The sequence below is a fragment of the Paraburkholderia sp. MM5477-R1 genome (assembly GCF_050436385.1).
Classification (GTDB): Bacteria; Pseudomonadota; Gammaproteobacteria; order Burkholderiales; family Burkholderiaceae; genus Paraburkholderia; species Paraburkholderia tuberum.
In genome coordinates, this window is record NZ_JBNDMC010000007.1 from 2,022,917 (window position 1) to 2,036,018 (window position 13,102).

Below are 13,102 nucleotides of genomic sequence, written 5' to 3' on the forward strand. Positions count from 1 at the left end.
CCGCCGAAGCGGGGCTCGTGTTGCTCGCTGAAGATCAGCGGTCGAAATTGATAATCACGTCGACGCCGTGAACGGCACCGCCGAGTTTGACTGCGGTCTGGATCGGCGGTGCCTGGCGCTTCTCCCGATCGCTCGTCGAGAGGTTATCGACGGTGTCGCACCAGACGTAGAAGCCGTTATCGAGGTAATCGCCGGTCGCGAGCGTGCCGAACGGATCACCGTTCCACACGCCCGGTGCAAACGCGCCGTTGCGGCGCCCCTCGCGCCCCACGCGTTCCACTGCAGCGATGAGCAGCGGCGTGCCGAGATCCGTTAGCGGGATCTTGGTGGGGCTTCGGTACAGCGTGGCGAATACCTCCTTCTGCACGGCATCCACGAACCAGTCGAGAATGTGGATCTCGTCGAAAAAGCGGCCACCGATCACCGTACCCTCGGCGACCATCGCCACCTCGTCGAAGTAGGTGTAGAAGTTCAGGCCCAGCCGCCGACACTTGTTCACCTCGGTCAAGGTCAGGTTGTCAGCCTCGACGGTCGGCAGCGTCTTGAACTTCATCGTCAGCGTGGAATTGTTCGCCGAGAAGTTGACCGACAGACCGCGCGCGAGAAATGACAGGATCGCGTACGGGTCCGTCTTGTCGTACGTGCCAACCGTCCGGTAATTGCTCTTGTCGTAGAGCCGCCTGATCACGTTAGCGGCCTCGAACTCGATGTGCTGCGGGTTCGTCGTCGTCACACCGAAGATCTTGCCTCTAGCCGCCTGAGTCCAGTCGGAAATCTCCTGCAGCACGTCGTCGGGCAGTTGGTCGGCCACCGCGAGCGCATACCAGCCCGGCTGCCGGTCCTGAATCGCCGCAGCAGCTTCCGTGACCGACTCAGCCGTCAGCACGACCTCATCCGCACCCGCGACGATTCGTGCCTGCCCGTTCTCGAGCTTCATCAGCGCGCCCAGGTACGTGCCCGCCTGACCATCGTCCGCGACGTACCGAAACGCGGGCCCGTCGCCGGGCTCATTCGCCGTGAACGCGAACCGGTGACCGGTCTCGTCGAACGAACATGCCCACTCCGGATCGTCGCCCGCCGCGACGTTGATCGCGCTCACAACATCGGCGAACGTCGTGACGTTAGTCAGGTTGAGCGGCGCGAGCTGCGTCACCGTCTCGCCGAACGTGACGGTCAGATAGCCCGAACTCACGCTCCGGAAGTCAGCTAGCGGTGCCGTCACGGGCGACCCAATGAGCGCGGCGGCGGTCGCAGGCAAGTCACGATCGGTCTTCACCCACCGCCCGATCATCAGTTGCTTCGGCCGTGGCTGCTGCGCCATGAACCGGCGCGTCGCGCGCGTCGTTTCCGAGTTGGTCCCGAATGCCGCTTCGACGTCGCTCTGTTGTGCGGCGTAGATGTACAGCGTGCTCGTGTCGTTGAAGACGTTGCCCGCCTCTGGCGTGAGCAGCAATGTCATCCCGAAGTCGCGGCGCGAAGGCGCCACCGGCTGCGTGTTTAGCTGAACGTTTACGATTTCATCAATGGGCAGCATCTATTGCTCCGTGATGGGTGGTTCAATGGTGATGGATTCAGCGCCCGTGTCGGTCCGCACAACAATGTCGACCGAGTCGATACGCAACTGCGCGATCTCTACTGCGTGCGTGTGCGTGAGCGTTGCGGTAAATCGCGCGCGCTCCTCCGGACCGCCCCCCATTGCTGCCGACACATCGATCACCTGGCTGCACCGCAGGACTGCGGCACGGACGCGGTTCTTCAGCGCCGACAGCGCCGCGCTCGATTCGAGTGCGAGTTGGAGTTTCGAAAGCAGCAAGTAGGCGTTTGTGCCGAAGGCTTCGAACTGCACTTCTGTTAGCAACGAGCGCCGCAGGATTTCGACCTCGCGATCTCCATCAAACTCGCGGTGCGCGGTGCCGATAGGCGTGTCATCGCTTGCGCTCACGACGACGAACGGCTCGCCGCCGATTGGCCCCGCGTCCCAGCTCGGGCGTACGGCACCGTCAGGTAACGACAAAAGCTCCCGCACGAGGCCGCGAAGTGGCGTCGTGTCGAGTTGCGAGCGCGTAGTAATAGCCATAGTCGGACCAGTCAGAATCGGCCGTGACGCGCCAGCGCGCACCGTGGTGCAGCACGAAATCGGCAGCGGCGAGCGGCCCGTCACAGAACACGGCGATAGTTGGGTAGTGGCGCTCGCCCTCCGGCAAGGATTCGAGCTGCGACTTGCTCGCGGGATGGACGACGCCTGTCACCGTGTCCGGTTCGTACGACTCATCCCACTCGCCAGACGGATGCCGCGCGCCACGTGCGCGCTCAATCTGGATCTCGCGCGAGAGCTCCGGGTCGGTCACGACTTCACTGAGATCCAGCATTGCGCACCTCGGATGTCATGGACTGGATCAGGTTGCCTTCGTCGATCAGCGGCCGGTCACTGCCCTTGCGCTCGATCGTTGCGGGCTTGTTGGCTGCAAACTGGCCAGTCCGGACCTCGGACTGCACCGCGCCGACGGCTGCAACACCAGCCGCCTCGTAAGCCGCGTCAACCGGCATTTCACCGCGCAGCGAACGCCGCAGGCCATGCGCCAGAACGGCCACGATCCGCTTCTTGCCGGACCTGATGCCTTGATCAAGGAACGGCCGAGCCTCCAGTCCCTTCTCGGGATCGCCGAATGACAGCCGCGCGGCGAGCTGGGCATTTGTGATGGCAGAGTCCTCGTGCATCTGAGCCCCGGTGGTCACAGGAAAGCCGACCACCACTTCGCGTTTCGCCGCTTCGCCCAGACGCTTGAACAGGTCATCGAGCTTCGGAAAATCAGACCTGCTCATACGACCAGCCCTCCGGCGCCGACGATGCGACGCAACTGCAGGTATTCCTGCCCCCAGGTGGTCGCCGCAAGCCATGCGTCGTCGCCGGTCATGAAGGTCGGCGCGGCGTAACCGATCTGCACCTCGCCAGCCTTTTTTGACGTGGCCGGCAGTGATGGCTTGCCGCCCGTACGCTCTGCAGCGCGACCCATCGCGAGGAAGTGCATCACAAGGGCGCACGCGGCCCGCTGATAGAAGCCGCCCCAGCGCTCGAGGTCGAAGTACGGCCGCGTGTCGGCGATTGCCACCTCGATCTCGTCGTCATCGAACGGTTCTGATGCGTCCCTGAACCGCGCCCGCACGTCGGCGACCGTGATGATCGCGGCAGTGCTCATGACTTCCTGCCCCGGCGCACCGGCGCCGTGGGCGGCGGATCCCCGGAACCAATCGCGGCACCGTCCGTCGCTTGCGGCTCTTGCGGCTCTTGCGGCTCTTGCGGCTCTTGCGGCTCTTGCGGCTCTTGCGGCTCTTGCGGCTCTTGCGGCCGCTCCGCGCCGCCGACCACCACCAGTTCGCCGTCAGCGATCTGCGCACGAGCGGCGCGCCCTCGCGCGAACGCTCCCCACACCGCAGCCGAAACCGGGCGCGTCGCGTCCGGCGGTATCACGACCGTGAGGCCGGCGCCGCGAATCACCGCGCTCGCGCGCGTCGAGTTCCTGATGTCCGGCATGGTGCCCCCTTAGCCCGTCACGTCGTCGACGTACAGCGCGGTCCCCGGATAGCGGAACTCGACACCCGAATAGCGGTACTCGCCGTTGACAAGCATTTCGAGGCCGCGCTGCTCCGGCGCATGGAACATCAACGGCATCGGGATGTGGAACATGATGTTCTCCCGCGACTTCTCGTAGAACATCATGCGGCTCGTCTTGCCTTTGCCAGCCGTCTCCAGATCCGCCGCTGCCCGGAACTCAACGTCGATGTTCCGCTCGGTCTTCGAGACGTTGTTCCTCTTGATGAACTCGAGGATCGTCGTGTCGGAGTTGTCCGACCGCGGCGTGCTCGACAGTCGGCCCAGAACCCGGCCCGGCATTGCGACCGTGTTCACGACACTGTTTCGCTTCGTCGAGATCCAGAGTTGCGTGATCTGCTCGTTGATGAATTCCAGCGCCTGCCCCGGCGTCGCCGTCAGCAGGTCCACACCTGCGCTCGACTGCGCCACGTACGGCGAGTTGAACAGGCCGGTCAACTCGTCTTCGCCATAGAGGCCGACCTGATTCATGTGTGAACGCCACGCCTTCATCGCCGTTTCCTGGCGATCGCCGTCGAGCGACTGGTTCAGCGCAGCTGCCGTACGCAGCTCGGCAAACGTGTACGCGTAACCGATCGCGCTGCCGACCACTGGAATCGACTTCTCGTCGTAGAACACGTCCACACGAGGCACGTCCCCACCCTGACCAGAGTGGCGCTTGCCTCGACCTGTGAACCCCCTCATGCGAAACGTGACCGCGTTGACGTGCGGCCCGGCATCCGTCGAGATTGGAATCAGAGCCTCATAGTCGAGCGGCTCGCGCTTCACCTCGTAGACCTGCGTTTCGAGGTACTCGAGCTGCGAGGTCAGAAACGACAGGCCCGCCTCCGAATCGATATTCAGAGACCGCATCGAGCGGAGCCCGTCGAGAATCATCTTTCTGCGGTTCATTCGGTTATTCCCCCTGCGCTGCGGCCGGCACGGTCAGGCCCGGCACGCGGTTGATCACGACGACGCCGACCTGCCCCGGCTCCGCTTTCGATTCCCATTCGGCACCCGGCACCTGCGTGCCGTCGCCCACCGCGAACGTCCCGTCGTCCGCAAATTTCACCGGATCCCGTGGGTTGCAGCCGTCGGTGCACGTCACCCAGATGCGCCCGTACTGCATGGCCGGCAGCGTCACGTCCGGGTTGTAGAACACCTCGCGTTCGAGATTCGCCGTGAAGGTCACGTGACGCGCAGAGATGCCGGCGAAGGCTTGCGCGCGCTCATCGCCCGGCAAGACGTATTCGCCCTCGATGTCCGTGTAGAAGACGGCACGGCCGAACTCGATCGGCATTGCGCCGCGGTTCGTACCATTGAGAATCGTCGCGGTGTTGTTGTCGACGATCAGGCCGGGAATGCCGCGCTCGAACTGCGCCGGCGCGTACTCGCCCAGATTGATTCGGCTCATGTGGATTGGCTCCAGTTGGTTGAAACGTGGTGTTACGCGCGACCGTTCATCCGATCGATGAAGCTGGTGCGCGCGCTGTCGGCGGTCTTCTGCCCGCCGCCGGCAGCATCGTTGGCCCGCATCGACTGGCTGAGCGAATCGAGGACCGGATCGAGACGCGCTCCGCTATCGTTCATCGACGCAGTACCGACCGTCGCCGACAGCACGCCAAACGCCTGGCGCAAAATGGCGTCGTCAGCGGCGTCGAGCGTCTTGCCGCCCAGCACCGCGTCGACGATGGTCTTGTGATCGCCGTACAGGGACTTGATCACCTCGCGGCGATACTGCGCGCAGGTTTTCCCCTTCGCGTCGACAGTCGGTGCAATGCGCTTGCCGCCCTCGAGCATTTCAGCCCAATCCGCGACCATCGCGTCGCGCTGCGCAGGCGTCATTGCATCCTTCTGCGCCTGTTCGAGCGCCTCTTCCTGATCTTCCGCTTCCTTCGCGATCTCATCGGCGTCGCGCAGCGCGATCGACTTGCCGCCGATCTTGATCTTGCGGTCGAGTCGCGCGTTAAGGTCCGCGACCGTGACCGACGAATCGGCCAGCTTTTTGCTCAGATTGTTTACGGCGGCGGCCGCAGCTTCGTCGAGGCTGAACGGGATGCCGTCGATCGTGACTTGGATCGGCATTGCTTTTGCTCCTGCTGGATTTGATGGTTGTGAATCGCTGACGCGGCACGCCGGTCCGCAGCGTCCCCTGTTGACGAGCGCGACGTGGTTGCCGCGGATGTTGCGCTGGACACCTTCGTACTGCTGCGCGTCCGCAGTAATGCCGGCCGTCCAGTCGTAAATCGCTGAGTACCCTGCAGACAGTTCGACCTTGCCCGCCTCGACGCTCGCGATCGCCTCGCGGTCCATCACCTGCACGTCGCCGTCAAGGAAATCGTCGGCGCGCAGCGGGTCAAGCAACATGCCGACTGCCAGATGTCGCCAGTTGTCCGCACTGACCCCGTCAGGCGGATGATCATTGGTCAGCGGCAGGTTCCGGAACGATGCAATCGCATCCGGATGAAACACTTCCTCAGGCGGCCGATAGACCTTCACCACACGCATCTGGTCACCCTGCAGCCCGAGTTCGAAGGCCCGATACTCCTGAATGCCCGTGCGCGCAATGCGCGCTGGCGCCACGAGGTAACCGTCGCCCGTATAGCGCCGTGTGCCGAGCGCGATGTCGACGGTGTGCTGTACGCGTGTGTTCATTCGTCCTCGTCCAGTTTGAAGCGCGGCAACGCCACGCACCGACAGTTCACGTCATGGCCAGGGTGCCCGGTCTCGGGCGGCGAATCCCACCGGAACACCTTGCCGTCGTTCTCCGCGTGGCTGTCGCGCACGCGCTCGTCGCCGCTCGTCTGCCACTCGTATTCCTCGATCCCGAGGGCGGTTTGCCGCGCTTCCGTGATCGCCGAATTGAGCTTCGAAGTCTGGTCGCGGGCGATCAGCTTCGCGCGGCGCTCCGTGACTTCCGTTTCGCCCTGGATCGCCTCCACGATGGCGCTGTACCGCTGCCCCTGCTGCAGCGCCGTGAGGACCTGTGTCGAAACGCGGTCGAAGTACTGCTGCGGTATCGACTTGATGAGCACGACGTTGGCCTGCTGCGCTGCCTCGAGCACACCACCAAGGTTTTGCATCTGCAGCGCCGTCTGGATGTCGACGCCGAGTGCCGCATTCACACTCGCGCGCAGACTTTCTGTTGTGCTCTCGTCGCACTGGTCGACCATGCGCCTGGCAAGCATCCGGGCTCGCGCATGCGTGCGCTCGATCACGCGCCGCGAGGCACCCTCCAGTGCGACGTTGAGCGCCCGCATGAAAGCCTCTGACATGTCGTCAGCGACGTAGCTGTATTCCGGCTCGCCACGCTTGAGCAGCGGCAACACGTCCGTACGGATCGCGTCATCGCACGCCTGTACGATCGCGAGCAGCTGTGCCCGATACCATCCTTCCGCGCGCCGGTTAGGCCGCGTCGGGCGCACCCTCGACAGACGCCGACGACGGATTCCGCGCGCCCGCGCCAGCATTGCCAGCGTCATCTGCATCGGGCTCTTCCTCCAGCGGTTCGTTCAGTTCCTCGGCGAGGTTGATGTCCTCGTCGGTAATCGTCGGGTACGTGTCGTTTGCCTGCAGGCTGGTCATGATGTGCCGTTCGATCGGCAGGCCGATATCGACCGCATAGATCTTGTCTCGCTCGGCCCGCGTCTTTTCGACATTTGCCTGTTCGGCGTCGGACAGTTGCCAAAGCGGGTTGAACTCGATCACGAGGTCATCGAGGCGGCGGCCGAATTCCGACATCGCCATGACGTCGTAGATCGTCTCGATCTGCGGTCTCAGCTCCTGCTCCTGCCTCGCCTTCAGGCCGTCGTAGTAGTTACGGATGTCGCTGTCGCCGGTCGAGTTCAGCCCCTTCGGTGCCTGGCCGAACAGCCGCGTCGCCGGGATGTCGGCCGCGCCAGAGACGCGCTGCGCGAACATCTCGCCGATTGCGTCGATCCCGGAGAAGCTGATCGACTTCTGCTCGTATGTATCGTTCTTGTCGAGCAGCGTCATGCCGATGAACGATTTCATCATTGCCACGAGTTCGAAGCGCTTCTGCACCTTCTTCGTGCCGTCTTCTGTGGACAGCATTTCGCGCAAACCCTCGACCTGTAGCACATTGACGATCGCTTCGAACATCATCGATGCGGTGCTGCCCGCCACCGTCTCGTCGTTGCGCAGCTCGTCGTAGACCGGCTGCAGCACGCTGTCGTGCCAGAACTGGTTGCGGCGCAGCTCGTCCCACGGCAAGAGTGCACCATCGGCGAAAATCAGGCGGCTGCTGTCGATCGACTGGCTCGTGTTGGCGACGCGATAGCGTTTCGGCCGCCAGTAGTCGGGTCGCGTCAAGTCGATCTGCATCAGCGGCGCATCTGGAGACAATTGCCAACGATCGAGCACCACGAAGCCGAGCAGCGAACCCTTCCGGATACGGTCAATGCGCAGCGGCTGTGCCGCGTCGTCGCCAGCAATCGACACGTACAGTGCCGAGCCGCCATAGAGCCTGCCCCACTTCAGGTTGTCGCCTATGCGCGAAATCAGGCCGTACCGCTTCTCCGCTTTCTCCAGCGTCTGCTTCGCGCTCTCATTCGCCGTTTCGAGCCGCACCCACTCGCGTGTCATGTCCTCGGCGGGGGCGTCAACGATCTTGCGCGCAAGCCAGTTGTGTCGATACATCGCCGCCAGTTCTTCGCGGTCGATGATGTCGTCGCGCCGAAACTTGCTGTGCGTGCGCTTGTCGCGCACGGTCATCATGCCGGCGACCAGATTGGATAGCGAGTCTCCCGTACGAACGCGTGTGGCGCGCGGCCGCATTGCGGATTTCAGTTTCTCGAACATTCGTTAGTTCCATGCGCTCCAGTCGGATGCGTGGCCACCAGGGTGGTAGGCGATCATGACCGCGTCCGCGCGGTTCGGTGACTTTGTCCCTTCTGGCGCTTTGTCGATCACGATCTTGCCGACACCGTTGACCGTGAATGTCGGCTGCGATAATTCCATGGTCAGCGCCGTCAGTTCGGGTAGCTCGGGATCGATCGAGATAATCTCATCCGGGTCGTACGGCTTGTCTTCGACGACTGCCCGAAACGTCCGCTGGAAGCGCAGGCGCAACGCCCACCACGACTGCGCCTTGAAGTTGGCGAAATAATCCTGGTTCTTTCGTTTCGGGACCATCTCGCCTTCCGGGTCGTGAACCGGTCCTGAGCCCCGAAACGGAAAGGTATCGATCCGACGCTTCCGGGCATCGCGACGAACGTCGTTGATGACCCGCGCATCACCGCGCACACCGGCACCGAGTCCGTCGGCATCGTAGTCAAACGATTCGAACTCCAGTCCGTCGCAGATCCCGAAGGTTTTCTCGACCGTCCCGTAGATGTCACTTCCCTTGCCAGACCAGGACTGCAGGAAATCCAGCAGAATGCCGTACCGGCCCGCAAACGCATTCGCATCCTTACCCGCGTCCGCGACGTCCAGACCACCGCGACGCACACCGCTCGGCGCAATGCCGAGCTTCTTGTGCGCGCCGATCGCCGCCTGTACCCATGCGGACGGAATCACCACACCCTCAACGGACGCGGCGTAATTGATGTCAATCTCCTGCGCAACGACGACCGGATCGAGCTCGGCACACTGTTTTTCGTACCAGGAGTCATCCTTACGCGGATCGTCACGCCAGTGGAAAGTGAACACCGGAATCTTGCCGCTGTGCCGCCGCTGCGCGAACGAGTTACCCATGCCGTTCGGCGTCGAAATGTCCTGCCGGCAGTTCGTTGTCGCCGACAGCGATGCATCGACCAGTTGCGGCCGCTCGAGGAACGCGGATTCGTCCACGATATAGAAGCTGGCCCGGTCGCCACGGCCGATGCCGTCGCCAGACTCCCCGGTGATCACCGATCCCGTATCCGGGAACAGGATGCGCATGTGCGGCGCGTGCACGCCAATGTTCCACGAGCCGCGGAACTCGGCAGGCAGCAACCGGATGAACTCGCGCGCCTTCCAGAACAGGCTCTTCGGTGAGCCGATCTTGTCGACGTACTCTTCCTTGCGGGAGCCAAATCCAGCCGCGACGCCCTCACGGAACAGGCATACCGTGTCGGCCAGCGCCACCGTGAGCCACGACATGCCCATGTCGCGCGTCTTCTCGGTGATGCCCGGCTCCTGCTTCTTCCAGCGCTCCATGAACCACGCGCACCATTCCTCCTGCTTCGGAAACAGCAGGAACGGGATCATCGCCGGCAGCCCTCGCTCAACGTTGCGCGGGTCGAACGTCATGCCCCAATCGATGATGAACTGCGCCGGGTTGTCCCGGTAGAAGGTCCGGAGCATCGGCATATCGGCCGGGTTCGCCCGGATACGCCGCAGTCTCTCGATTCGCCATTCAAACACCTGCACGTAATCCGGTGCGCGAAAATCGAACGGAAACGGGATCGGCATGCTACAGGTTCATCAGCTTGGCGTAGATCTTCGCGGCTTCGATTGGGTCGTTCGTCACGGTGGAGATCGATTCAATTGGACCGCCGTTCTCGCCCATGATCTCGTGCTGAGTGCGATCGCGCCATTTCCATGGCTGTCGATTACGCAGCCAAAGCGACGCCGCCGGCGTGTCGGGCGGGTAATGCTCTGTGTAGGGCACGACAACCGGCGCGCCTTCGAACTGCATGATCTTGACGGCTGGGTGCGAATAGCCGAGCGCGCGTTGATATAGCCGGTCGGCAACCTCGGCATCGGCCATCATCTTCCCGCGCGTGGTGGACTGAAGAAATTCCGGATGCGCTTTCTTCCACGCGTTGACTGTCTTCTCCGACACACCAAAAAAATCCGCCATCTCAACGTCCGTCGCCCCTAGCAGGCATAGCTTTCGCGCCTGTTCCGCAAACTCGGCCCGATAGCGGGACGGGCGACCGGCGCGCTTCGGTTCGGACTTCTTCTGCATGGGAAATACCAACGAAAAAGCCCGCTGGCATTTGGCTCAGCGGGCTTCGGATGTACTTACGGCGATTCTGGCGAAACTATATGGCTTTTGTCTCACAGCGTCAAGCCGATTGAGCCCTCTGAGCCTTACGTGGCGCAGCTTCTCGGACACTCGTTCGCCGGACAGCCGCTAGCACCCGTTTAACTGCTTCATCATGCTCAGCCGGATCCTCCTCGACCACTCCGTCGCGTTCAAATATCCTGTGCAGCCGTTCAATCCCCATTGATTCAAGCACGGCAAAATGGCATGCCATCCACCTGGCGGCCCGAAACAGTTTGTTCCGGTCCACCTTGAGACGGTCGGCCAGATCACGAATGGACATACCGTCGAGGCTCTTGCGCGGGGCATAGTGACGCATCACCAGCGCAGTCAGCACACGGCGAGACGTGATACCAGCTCTTGACCGCGCATACGCCACGAGCAACATGATGCCCAATCCTTTCTCGGGGCCAGCACCGAAGCGTGCCAGCAACGCGGCCCGTTCGGGACGTGGCAGACGGTCAGTCACCGCAGCGACAATCAATGAGCACTGCCCCCGCACCTCCAGCATATCCAGTTCACCAAAACAGACATTGGATGACCGCGCGCCGCGCAGACGGTCGAGCCAGCAACGCTGCGGCCCGCTGAGGTCCGGCAATGCCTCCATCGCCCGAATGAGTGCGGCGCGCATCTGGATTTTTTGCATCGCCGGCTGCGACAGAATCAGAAACGACACGTGCAATGCCTGCGGGGTTGATTCAAAAATTACGTCATTCATCGCGCGTCCCTATGCCCGCTGTAAATTCAATTCGATCGCCTCGATGTGCACCCCCGGCGTGCGGCCGTAGCGTTTCGAGATCCACAGGTCGACGACCTGCCCGTCGTCGCCATACACCACACCATTCATGCCGTCCTTCAGCGCTTTCACGACGTTGTCTGCGTCAGGCTTTTTCGTCGCGCCGATCAATCCGTCCGCCGCCTCGCGTTGCCGCTTCTGCGACCAGCTCGCCGGAATCGGCAGCGCGATGTGCACGACAAGACGCACCGGGCCCGCAAATGGCTCACGCGTACCCATACCCTGTCGCGCCGCCAGCTTCACAAGATTTTCATAACGTTCGGTCTTCTCCGGGGTGAACGTCCGAACGTGCGCGCCCTGACGCGCGAAGCGCGGGCGCCCCTTCGCTACCGGTGCGCCCGGCACGGTGAACTCGACACGCTGCCGTACCGGCGACGTCGGAATGAGCGACGACTGCGCGCCGATGCGCGCGCTGATCGCCTGCTCGAGCGGAGCGGGGCCGCGCGACTGCAGTGCGCGTGCTGCCGTGGAAATCTCGTCGCGGATACGTGCTGCGCCGGGGTTCTGCTTATTCATCGCATTCCTCGCTGCTGTGGCGGGGTTCCTGATCCCGCCACGGGTTTTCTTCGGATCGGCGTTCATGGTCAGAACGGAATCCCGTCGAAGTACTCGACGCGCTGCATCGCGACAGCGCAGTACGACATTTCAGCCCCGAGCACGAAAAACTCGCGCCCCGGATTTGAGATCGCGAGCCGCTCGGCTTCCGCGACGGCGCTGCCAGCGCTCAAGTGCCGGAAGCTCGGCGGCTTCTCGCCAGTCGGGCACCACACGATCCAGAATTTCTCGGCCTGCGTTTTCATGCCGTCGGTCTCCCTTTGTGCTGCGTACGAGCCTGCTCGAGCTTCGCGATGCACTGGTCGAGCTTGAGGCCGTGCGTGCTCACGCCGAGCCTTCGCCCCTCCGCCTCGAGCTCGACGTCGGTCATCGATCGCAACGGTTTCGGCTTCGGTGGCGCGAGAGCCTTCGCGACAAACGGGTCGAGGAAACCAGCGTTCACCGCTGTCATGTCGCGGTCGTGGTCACGTTGCGCGACTGCATCGTCGTAAGCGGTGCGCAGCTGCTCGGCGGTGATGCCGCGCATTGCCCACTCGACGATCTGCTGTGCGTCCGGCGCGAATCGCGGGTTCTTGCCGCGCTCGCACTCCCACAGCCTCAGCAATTCGGCGATCTCTTTCGCACTCAACGACGACGACGCTTCGGAGTTATCCACAGCGCTACCACGTATCAAGTCTCCACCGTCGTCGTTAGAACCTTTAGGTTTACTACTCTTATCTAATCTAATCTCCTCTGGTGCGTTGCCTTGCGTTGCATCGCGTTGCATATCGTTGCCTTGCGTCCCTTCGCGTTTCAGTTTCTCTCGACGCAACCGACTGCGCTCAGTGCTGGAAAGCGCGCCAGTCTTGGGATTGCCAGAATCCTCACGCTTCGGCTGACGCTCCTCCCACTTCACGAGGAAGTCGTCACGGATCAGTCCTTTTGCTTCCATCGCAGAAAAAATCGCCTGTGTTGCGCCGTCATCAAGACCGAACAAAACATCGAAATCGTTGCAGTCGAACGATGCAACGTTGCCGCGCGTTGCATCTGCGTTGCATTGCGTTGCAGTGCTGCCGCATTCGAGCAGAGCCGCCCATACCGCAACGACGGACGCGACTGTTTGGCCGCTCTTACGAGCGACCCATCCGAACTTCGGGTCCGTCACGGTCCCATGCCACCATCTAAGCCAGTC

17 protein-coding genes are annotated in these 13,102 nt (G+C 62.7%); all 17 read right to left on the reverse strand.

The window, feature by feature from the left end; all coding sequences use genetic code 11:
• Nucleotides 1-34: 34 nt before the first annotated feature.
• Complete coding sequence (locus OKW35_RS38185) at nt 35-1,534, reverse strand: DUF3383 domain-containing protein (protein ID WP_429554761.1); 1,500 nt, start codon at nt 1,532-1,534, stop codon at nt 35-37.
• Nucleotides 1,535-2,077, reverse strand: a complete 543-nt coding sequence (locus tag OKW35_RS38190) for a phage neck terminator protein (RefSeq protein ID WP_429554762.1) — start codon at nt 2,075-2,077, stop codon at nt 1,535-1,537.
• The gene (locus tag OKW35_RS38195; protein ID WP_429554763.1) at nt 2,001-2,369 is read right to left on the reverse strand and encodes a hypothetical protein; all 369 of its coding nucleotides are present in this window, start codon (nt 2,367-2,369) and stop codon (nt 2,001-2,003) included. Before OKW35_RS38195 ends, OKW35_RS38190 begins: the two co-directional genes overlap by 77 nt.
• The gene (locus OKW35_RS38200) at nt 2,353-2,823 is read right to left on the reverse strand and encodes a hypothetical protein (protein ID WP_429554764.1); all 471 of its coding nucleotides are present in this window, start codon (nt 2,821-2,823) and stop codon (nt 2,353-2,355) included. The genes OKW35_RS38195 and OKW35_RS38200 overlap by 17 nt, the downstream gene beginning before the upstream one ends.
• Entirely contained in the window at nt 2,820-3,197 is a 378-nt protein-coding gene (locus tag OKW35_RS38205; protein WP_429554765.1) for a DUF4054 domain-containing protein, read from the reverse strand. The genes OKW35_RS38200 and OKW35_RS38205 overlap by 4 nt, the downstream gene beginning before the upstream one ends.
• Nucleotides 3,194-3,532: a hypothetical protein gene (locus tag OKW35_RS38210; protein ID WP_429554766.1), complete on the reverse strand. Its 339-nt coding sequence runs from the start codon at nt 3,530-3,532 to the stop codon at nt 3,194-3,196. The genes OKW35_RS38205 and OKW35_RS38210 overlap by 4 nt, the downstream gene beginning before the upstream one ends.
• Before the next feature lie 9 nt (nt 3,533-3,541).
• Entirely contained in the window at nt 3,542-4,501 is a 960-nt protein-coding gene (locus OKW35_RS38215; protein ID WP_429554767.1) for a DUF2184 domain-containing protein, read from the reverse strand.
• Between the two features lie 4 nt (nt 4,502-4,505).
• Entirely contained in the window at nt 4,506-5,003 is a 498-nt protein-coding gene (locus OKW35_RS38220) for a structural cement protein Gp24 (protein ID WP_429554768.1), read from the reverse strand.
• A gap of 32 nt (nt 5,004-5,035) precedes the next feature.
• Complete coding sequence (locus OKW35_RS38225) at nt 5,036-6,244, reverse strand: DUF2213 domain-containing protein (protein WP_429554769.1); 1,209 nt, start codon at nt 6,242-6,244, stop codon at nt 5,036-5,038.
• Nucleotides 6,241-7,077: a phage minor head protein gene (locus OKW35_RS38230; RefSeq protein WP_429554770.1), complete on the reverse strand. Its 837-nt coding sequence runs from the start codon at nt 7,075-7,077 to the stop codon at nt 6,241-6,243. The genes OKW35_RS38225 and OKW35_RS38230 overlap by 4 nt, the downstream gene beginning before the upstream one ends.
• Nucleotides 6,995-8,410 (reverse strand): DUF1073 domain-containing protein, encoded by a 1,416-nt coding sequence (locus tag OKW35_RS38235; RefSeq protein ID WP_429554771.1) that lies wholly within the window; start codon nt 8,408-8,410, stop codon nt 6,995-6,997. Before OKW35_RS38235 ends, OKW35_RS38230 begins: the two co-directional genes overlap by 83 nt.
• Nucleotides 8,411-8,413: 3 nt before the next feature.
• Entirely contained in the window at nt 8,414-10,003 is a 1,590-nt protein-coding gene (locus OKW35_RS38240; RefSeq protein WP_429554772.1) for a TerL protein, read from the reverse strand.
• A gap of 1 nt (nt 10,004) precedes the next feature.
• Nucleotides 10,005-10,394: a terminase gene (locus OKW35_RS38245; RefSeq protein WP_429554773.1), complete on the reverse strand. Its 390-nt coding sequence runs from the start codon at nt 10,392-10,394 to the stop codon at nt 10,005-10,007.
• Between the two features lie 208 nt (nt 10,395-10,602).
• Nucleotides 10,603-11,298 (reverse strand): hypothetical protein, encoded by a 696-nt coding sequence (locus OKW35_RS38250; RefSeq protein WP_429554774.1) that lies wholly within the window; start codon nt 11,296-11,298, stop codon nt 10,603-10,605.
• A 9-nt stretch (nt 11,299-11,307) separates the two neighbouring features.
• Nucleotides 11,308-11,781 (reverse strand): RusA family crossover junction endodeoxyribonuclease, encoded by a 474-nt coding sequence (locus tag OKW35_RS38255; RefSeq protein ID WP_429555127.1) that lies wholly within the window; start codon nt 11,779-11,781, stop codon nt 11,308-11,310.
• A 179-nt stretch (nt 11,782-11,960) separates the two neighbouring features.
• On the reverse strand, nt 11,961-12,176 hold the full coding sequence (locus tag OKW35_RS38260) for a hypothetical protein (RefSeq protein ID WP_429554775.1): 216 nt from the start codon (nt 12,174-12,176) through the stop codon (nt 11,961-11,963).
• Entirely contained in the window at nt 12,173-13,075 is a 903-nt protein-coding gene (locus OKW35_RS38265) for a hypothetical protein (RefSeq protein WP_429554776.1), read from the reverse strand. The genes OKW35_RS38260 and OKW35_RS38265 overlap by 4 nt, the downstream gene beginning before the upstream one ends.
• Between the last annotated feature and the right edge of the window lie 27 nt (nt 13,076-13,102).

What these genes read in the sequence shown, in the direction of transcription:
- OKW35_RS38185 (WP_429554761.1), bottom strand. Translation starts at nt 1,534, where the DNA reads ATGCTGCCCATTGATGAAATCGTAAACGTTCAGCTAAACACGCAGCCG.
- OKW35_RS38190 (WP_429554762.1), bottom strand. Translation starts at nt 2,077, where the DNA reads ATGGCTATTACTACGCGCTCGCAACTCGACACGACGCCACTTCGCGGC.
- OKW35_RS38195 (WP_429554763.1), bottom strand. Translation starts at nt 2,369, where the DNA reads ATGCTGGATCTCAGTGAAGTCGTGACCGACCCGGAGCTCTCGCGCGAG.
- OKW35_RS38200 (WP_429554764.1), bottom strand. Translation starts at nt 2,823, where the DNA reads ATGAGCAGGTCTGATTTTCCGAAGCTCGATGACCTGTTCAAGCGTCTG.
- OKW35_RS38205 (WP_429554765.1), bottom strand. Translation starts at nt 3,197, where the DNA reads ATGAGCACTGCCGCGATCATCACGGTCGCCGACGTGCGGGCGCGGTTC.
- OKW35_RS38210 (WP_429554766.1), bottom strand. Translation starts at nt 3,532, where the DNA reads ATGCCGGACATCAGGAACTCGACGCGCGCGAGCGCGGTGATTCGCGGC.
- OKW35_RS38215 (WP_429554767.1), bottom strand. Translation starts at nt 4,501, where the DNA reads ATGAACCGCAGAAAGATGATTCTCGACGGGCTCCGCTCGATGCGGTCT.
- OKW35_RS38220 (WP_429554768.1), bottom strand. Translation starts at nt 5,003, where the DNA reads ATGAGCCGAATCAATCTGGGCGAGTACGCGCCGGCGCAGTTCGAGCGC.
- OKW35_RS38225 (WP_429554769.1), bottom strand. Translation starts at nt 6,244, where the DNA reads ATGAACACACGCGTACAGCACACCGTCGACATCGCGCTCGGCACACGG.
- OKW35_RS38230 (WP_429554770.1), bottom strand. Translation starts at nt 7,077, where the DNA reads ATGCAGATGACGCTGGCAATGCTGGCGCGGGCGCGCGGAATCCGTCGT.
- OKW35_RS38235 (WP_429554771.1), bottom strand. Translation starts at nt 8,410, where the DNA reads ATGTTCGAGAAACTGAAATCCGCAATGCGGCCGCGCGCCACACGCGTT.
- OKW35_RS38240 (WP_429554772.1), bottom strand. Translation starts at nt 10,003, where the DNA reads ATGCCGATCCCGTTTCCGTTCGATTTTCGCGCACCGGATTACGTGCAG.
- OKW35_RS38245 (WP_429554773.1), bottom strand. Translation starts at nt 10,394, where the DNA reads ATGGCGGATTTTTTTGGTGTGTCGGAGAAGACAGTCAACGCGTGGAAG.
- OKW35_RS38250 (WP_429554774.1), bottom strand. Translation starts at nt 11,298, where the DNA reads ATGAATGACGTAATTTTTGAATCAACCCCGCAGGCATTGCACGTGTCG.
- OKW35_RS38260 (WP_429554775.1), bottom strand. Translation starts at nt 12,176, where the DNA reads ATGAAAACGCAGGCCGAGAAATTCTGGATCGTGTGGTGCCCGACTGGC.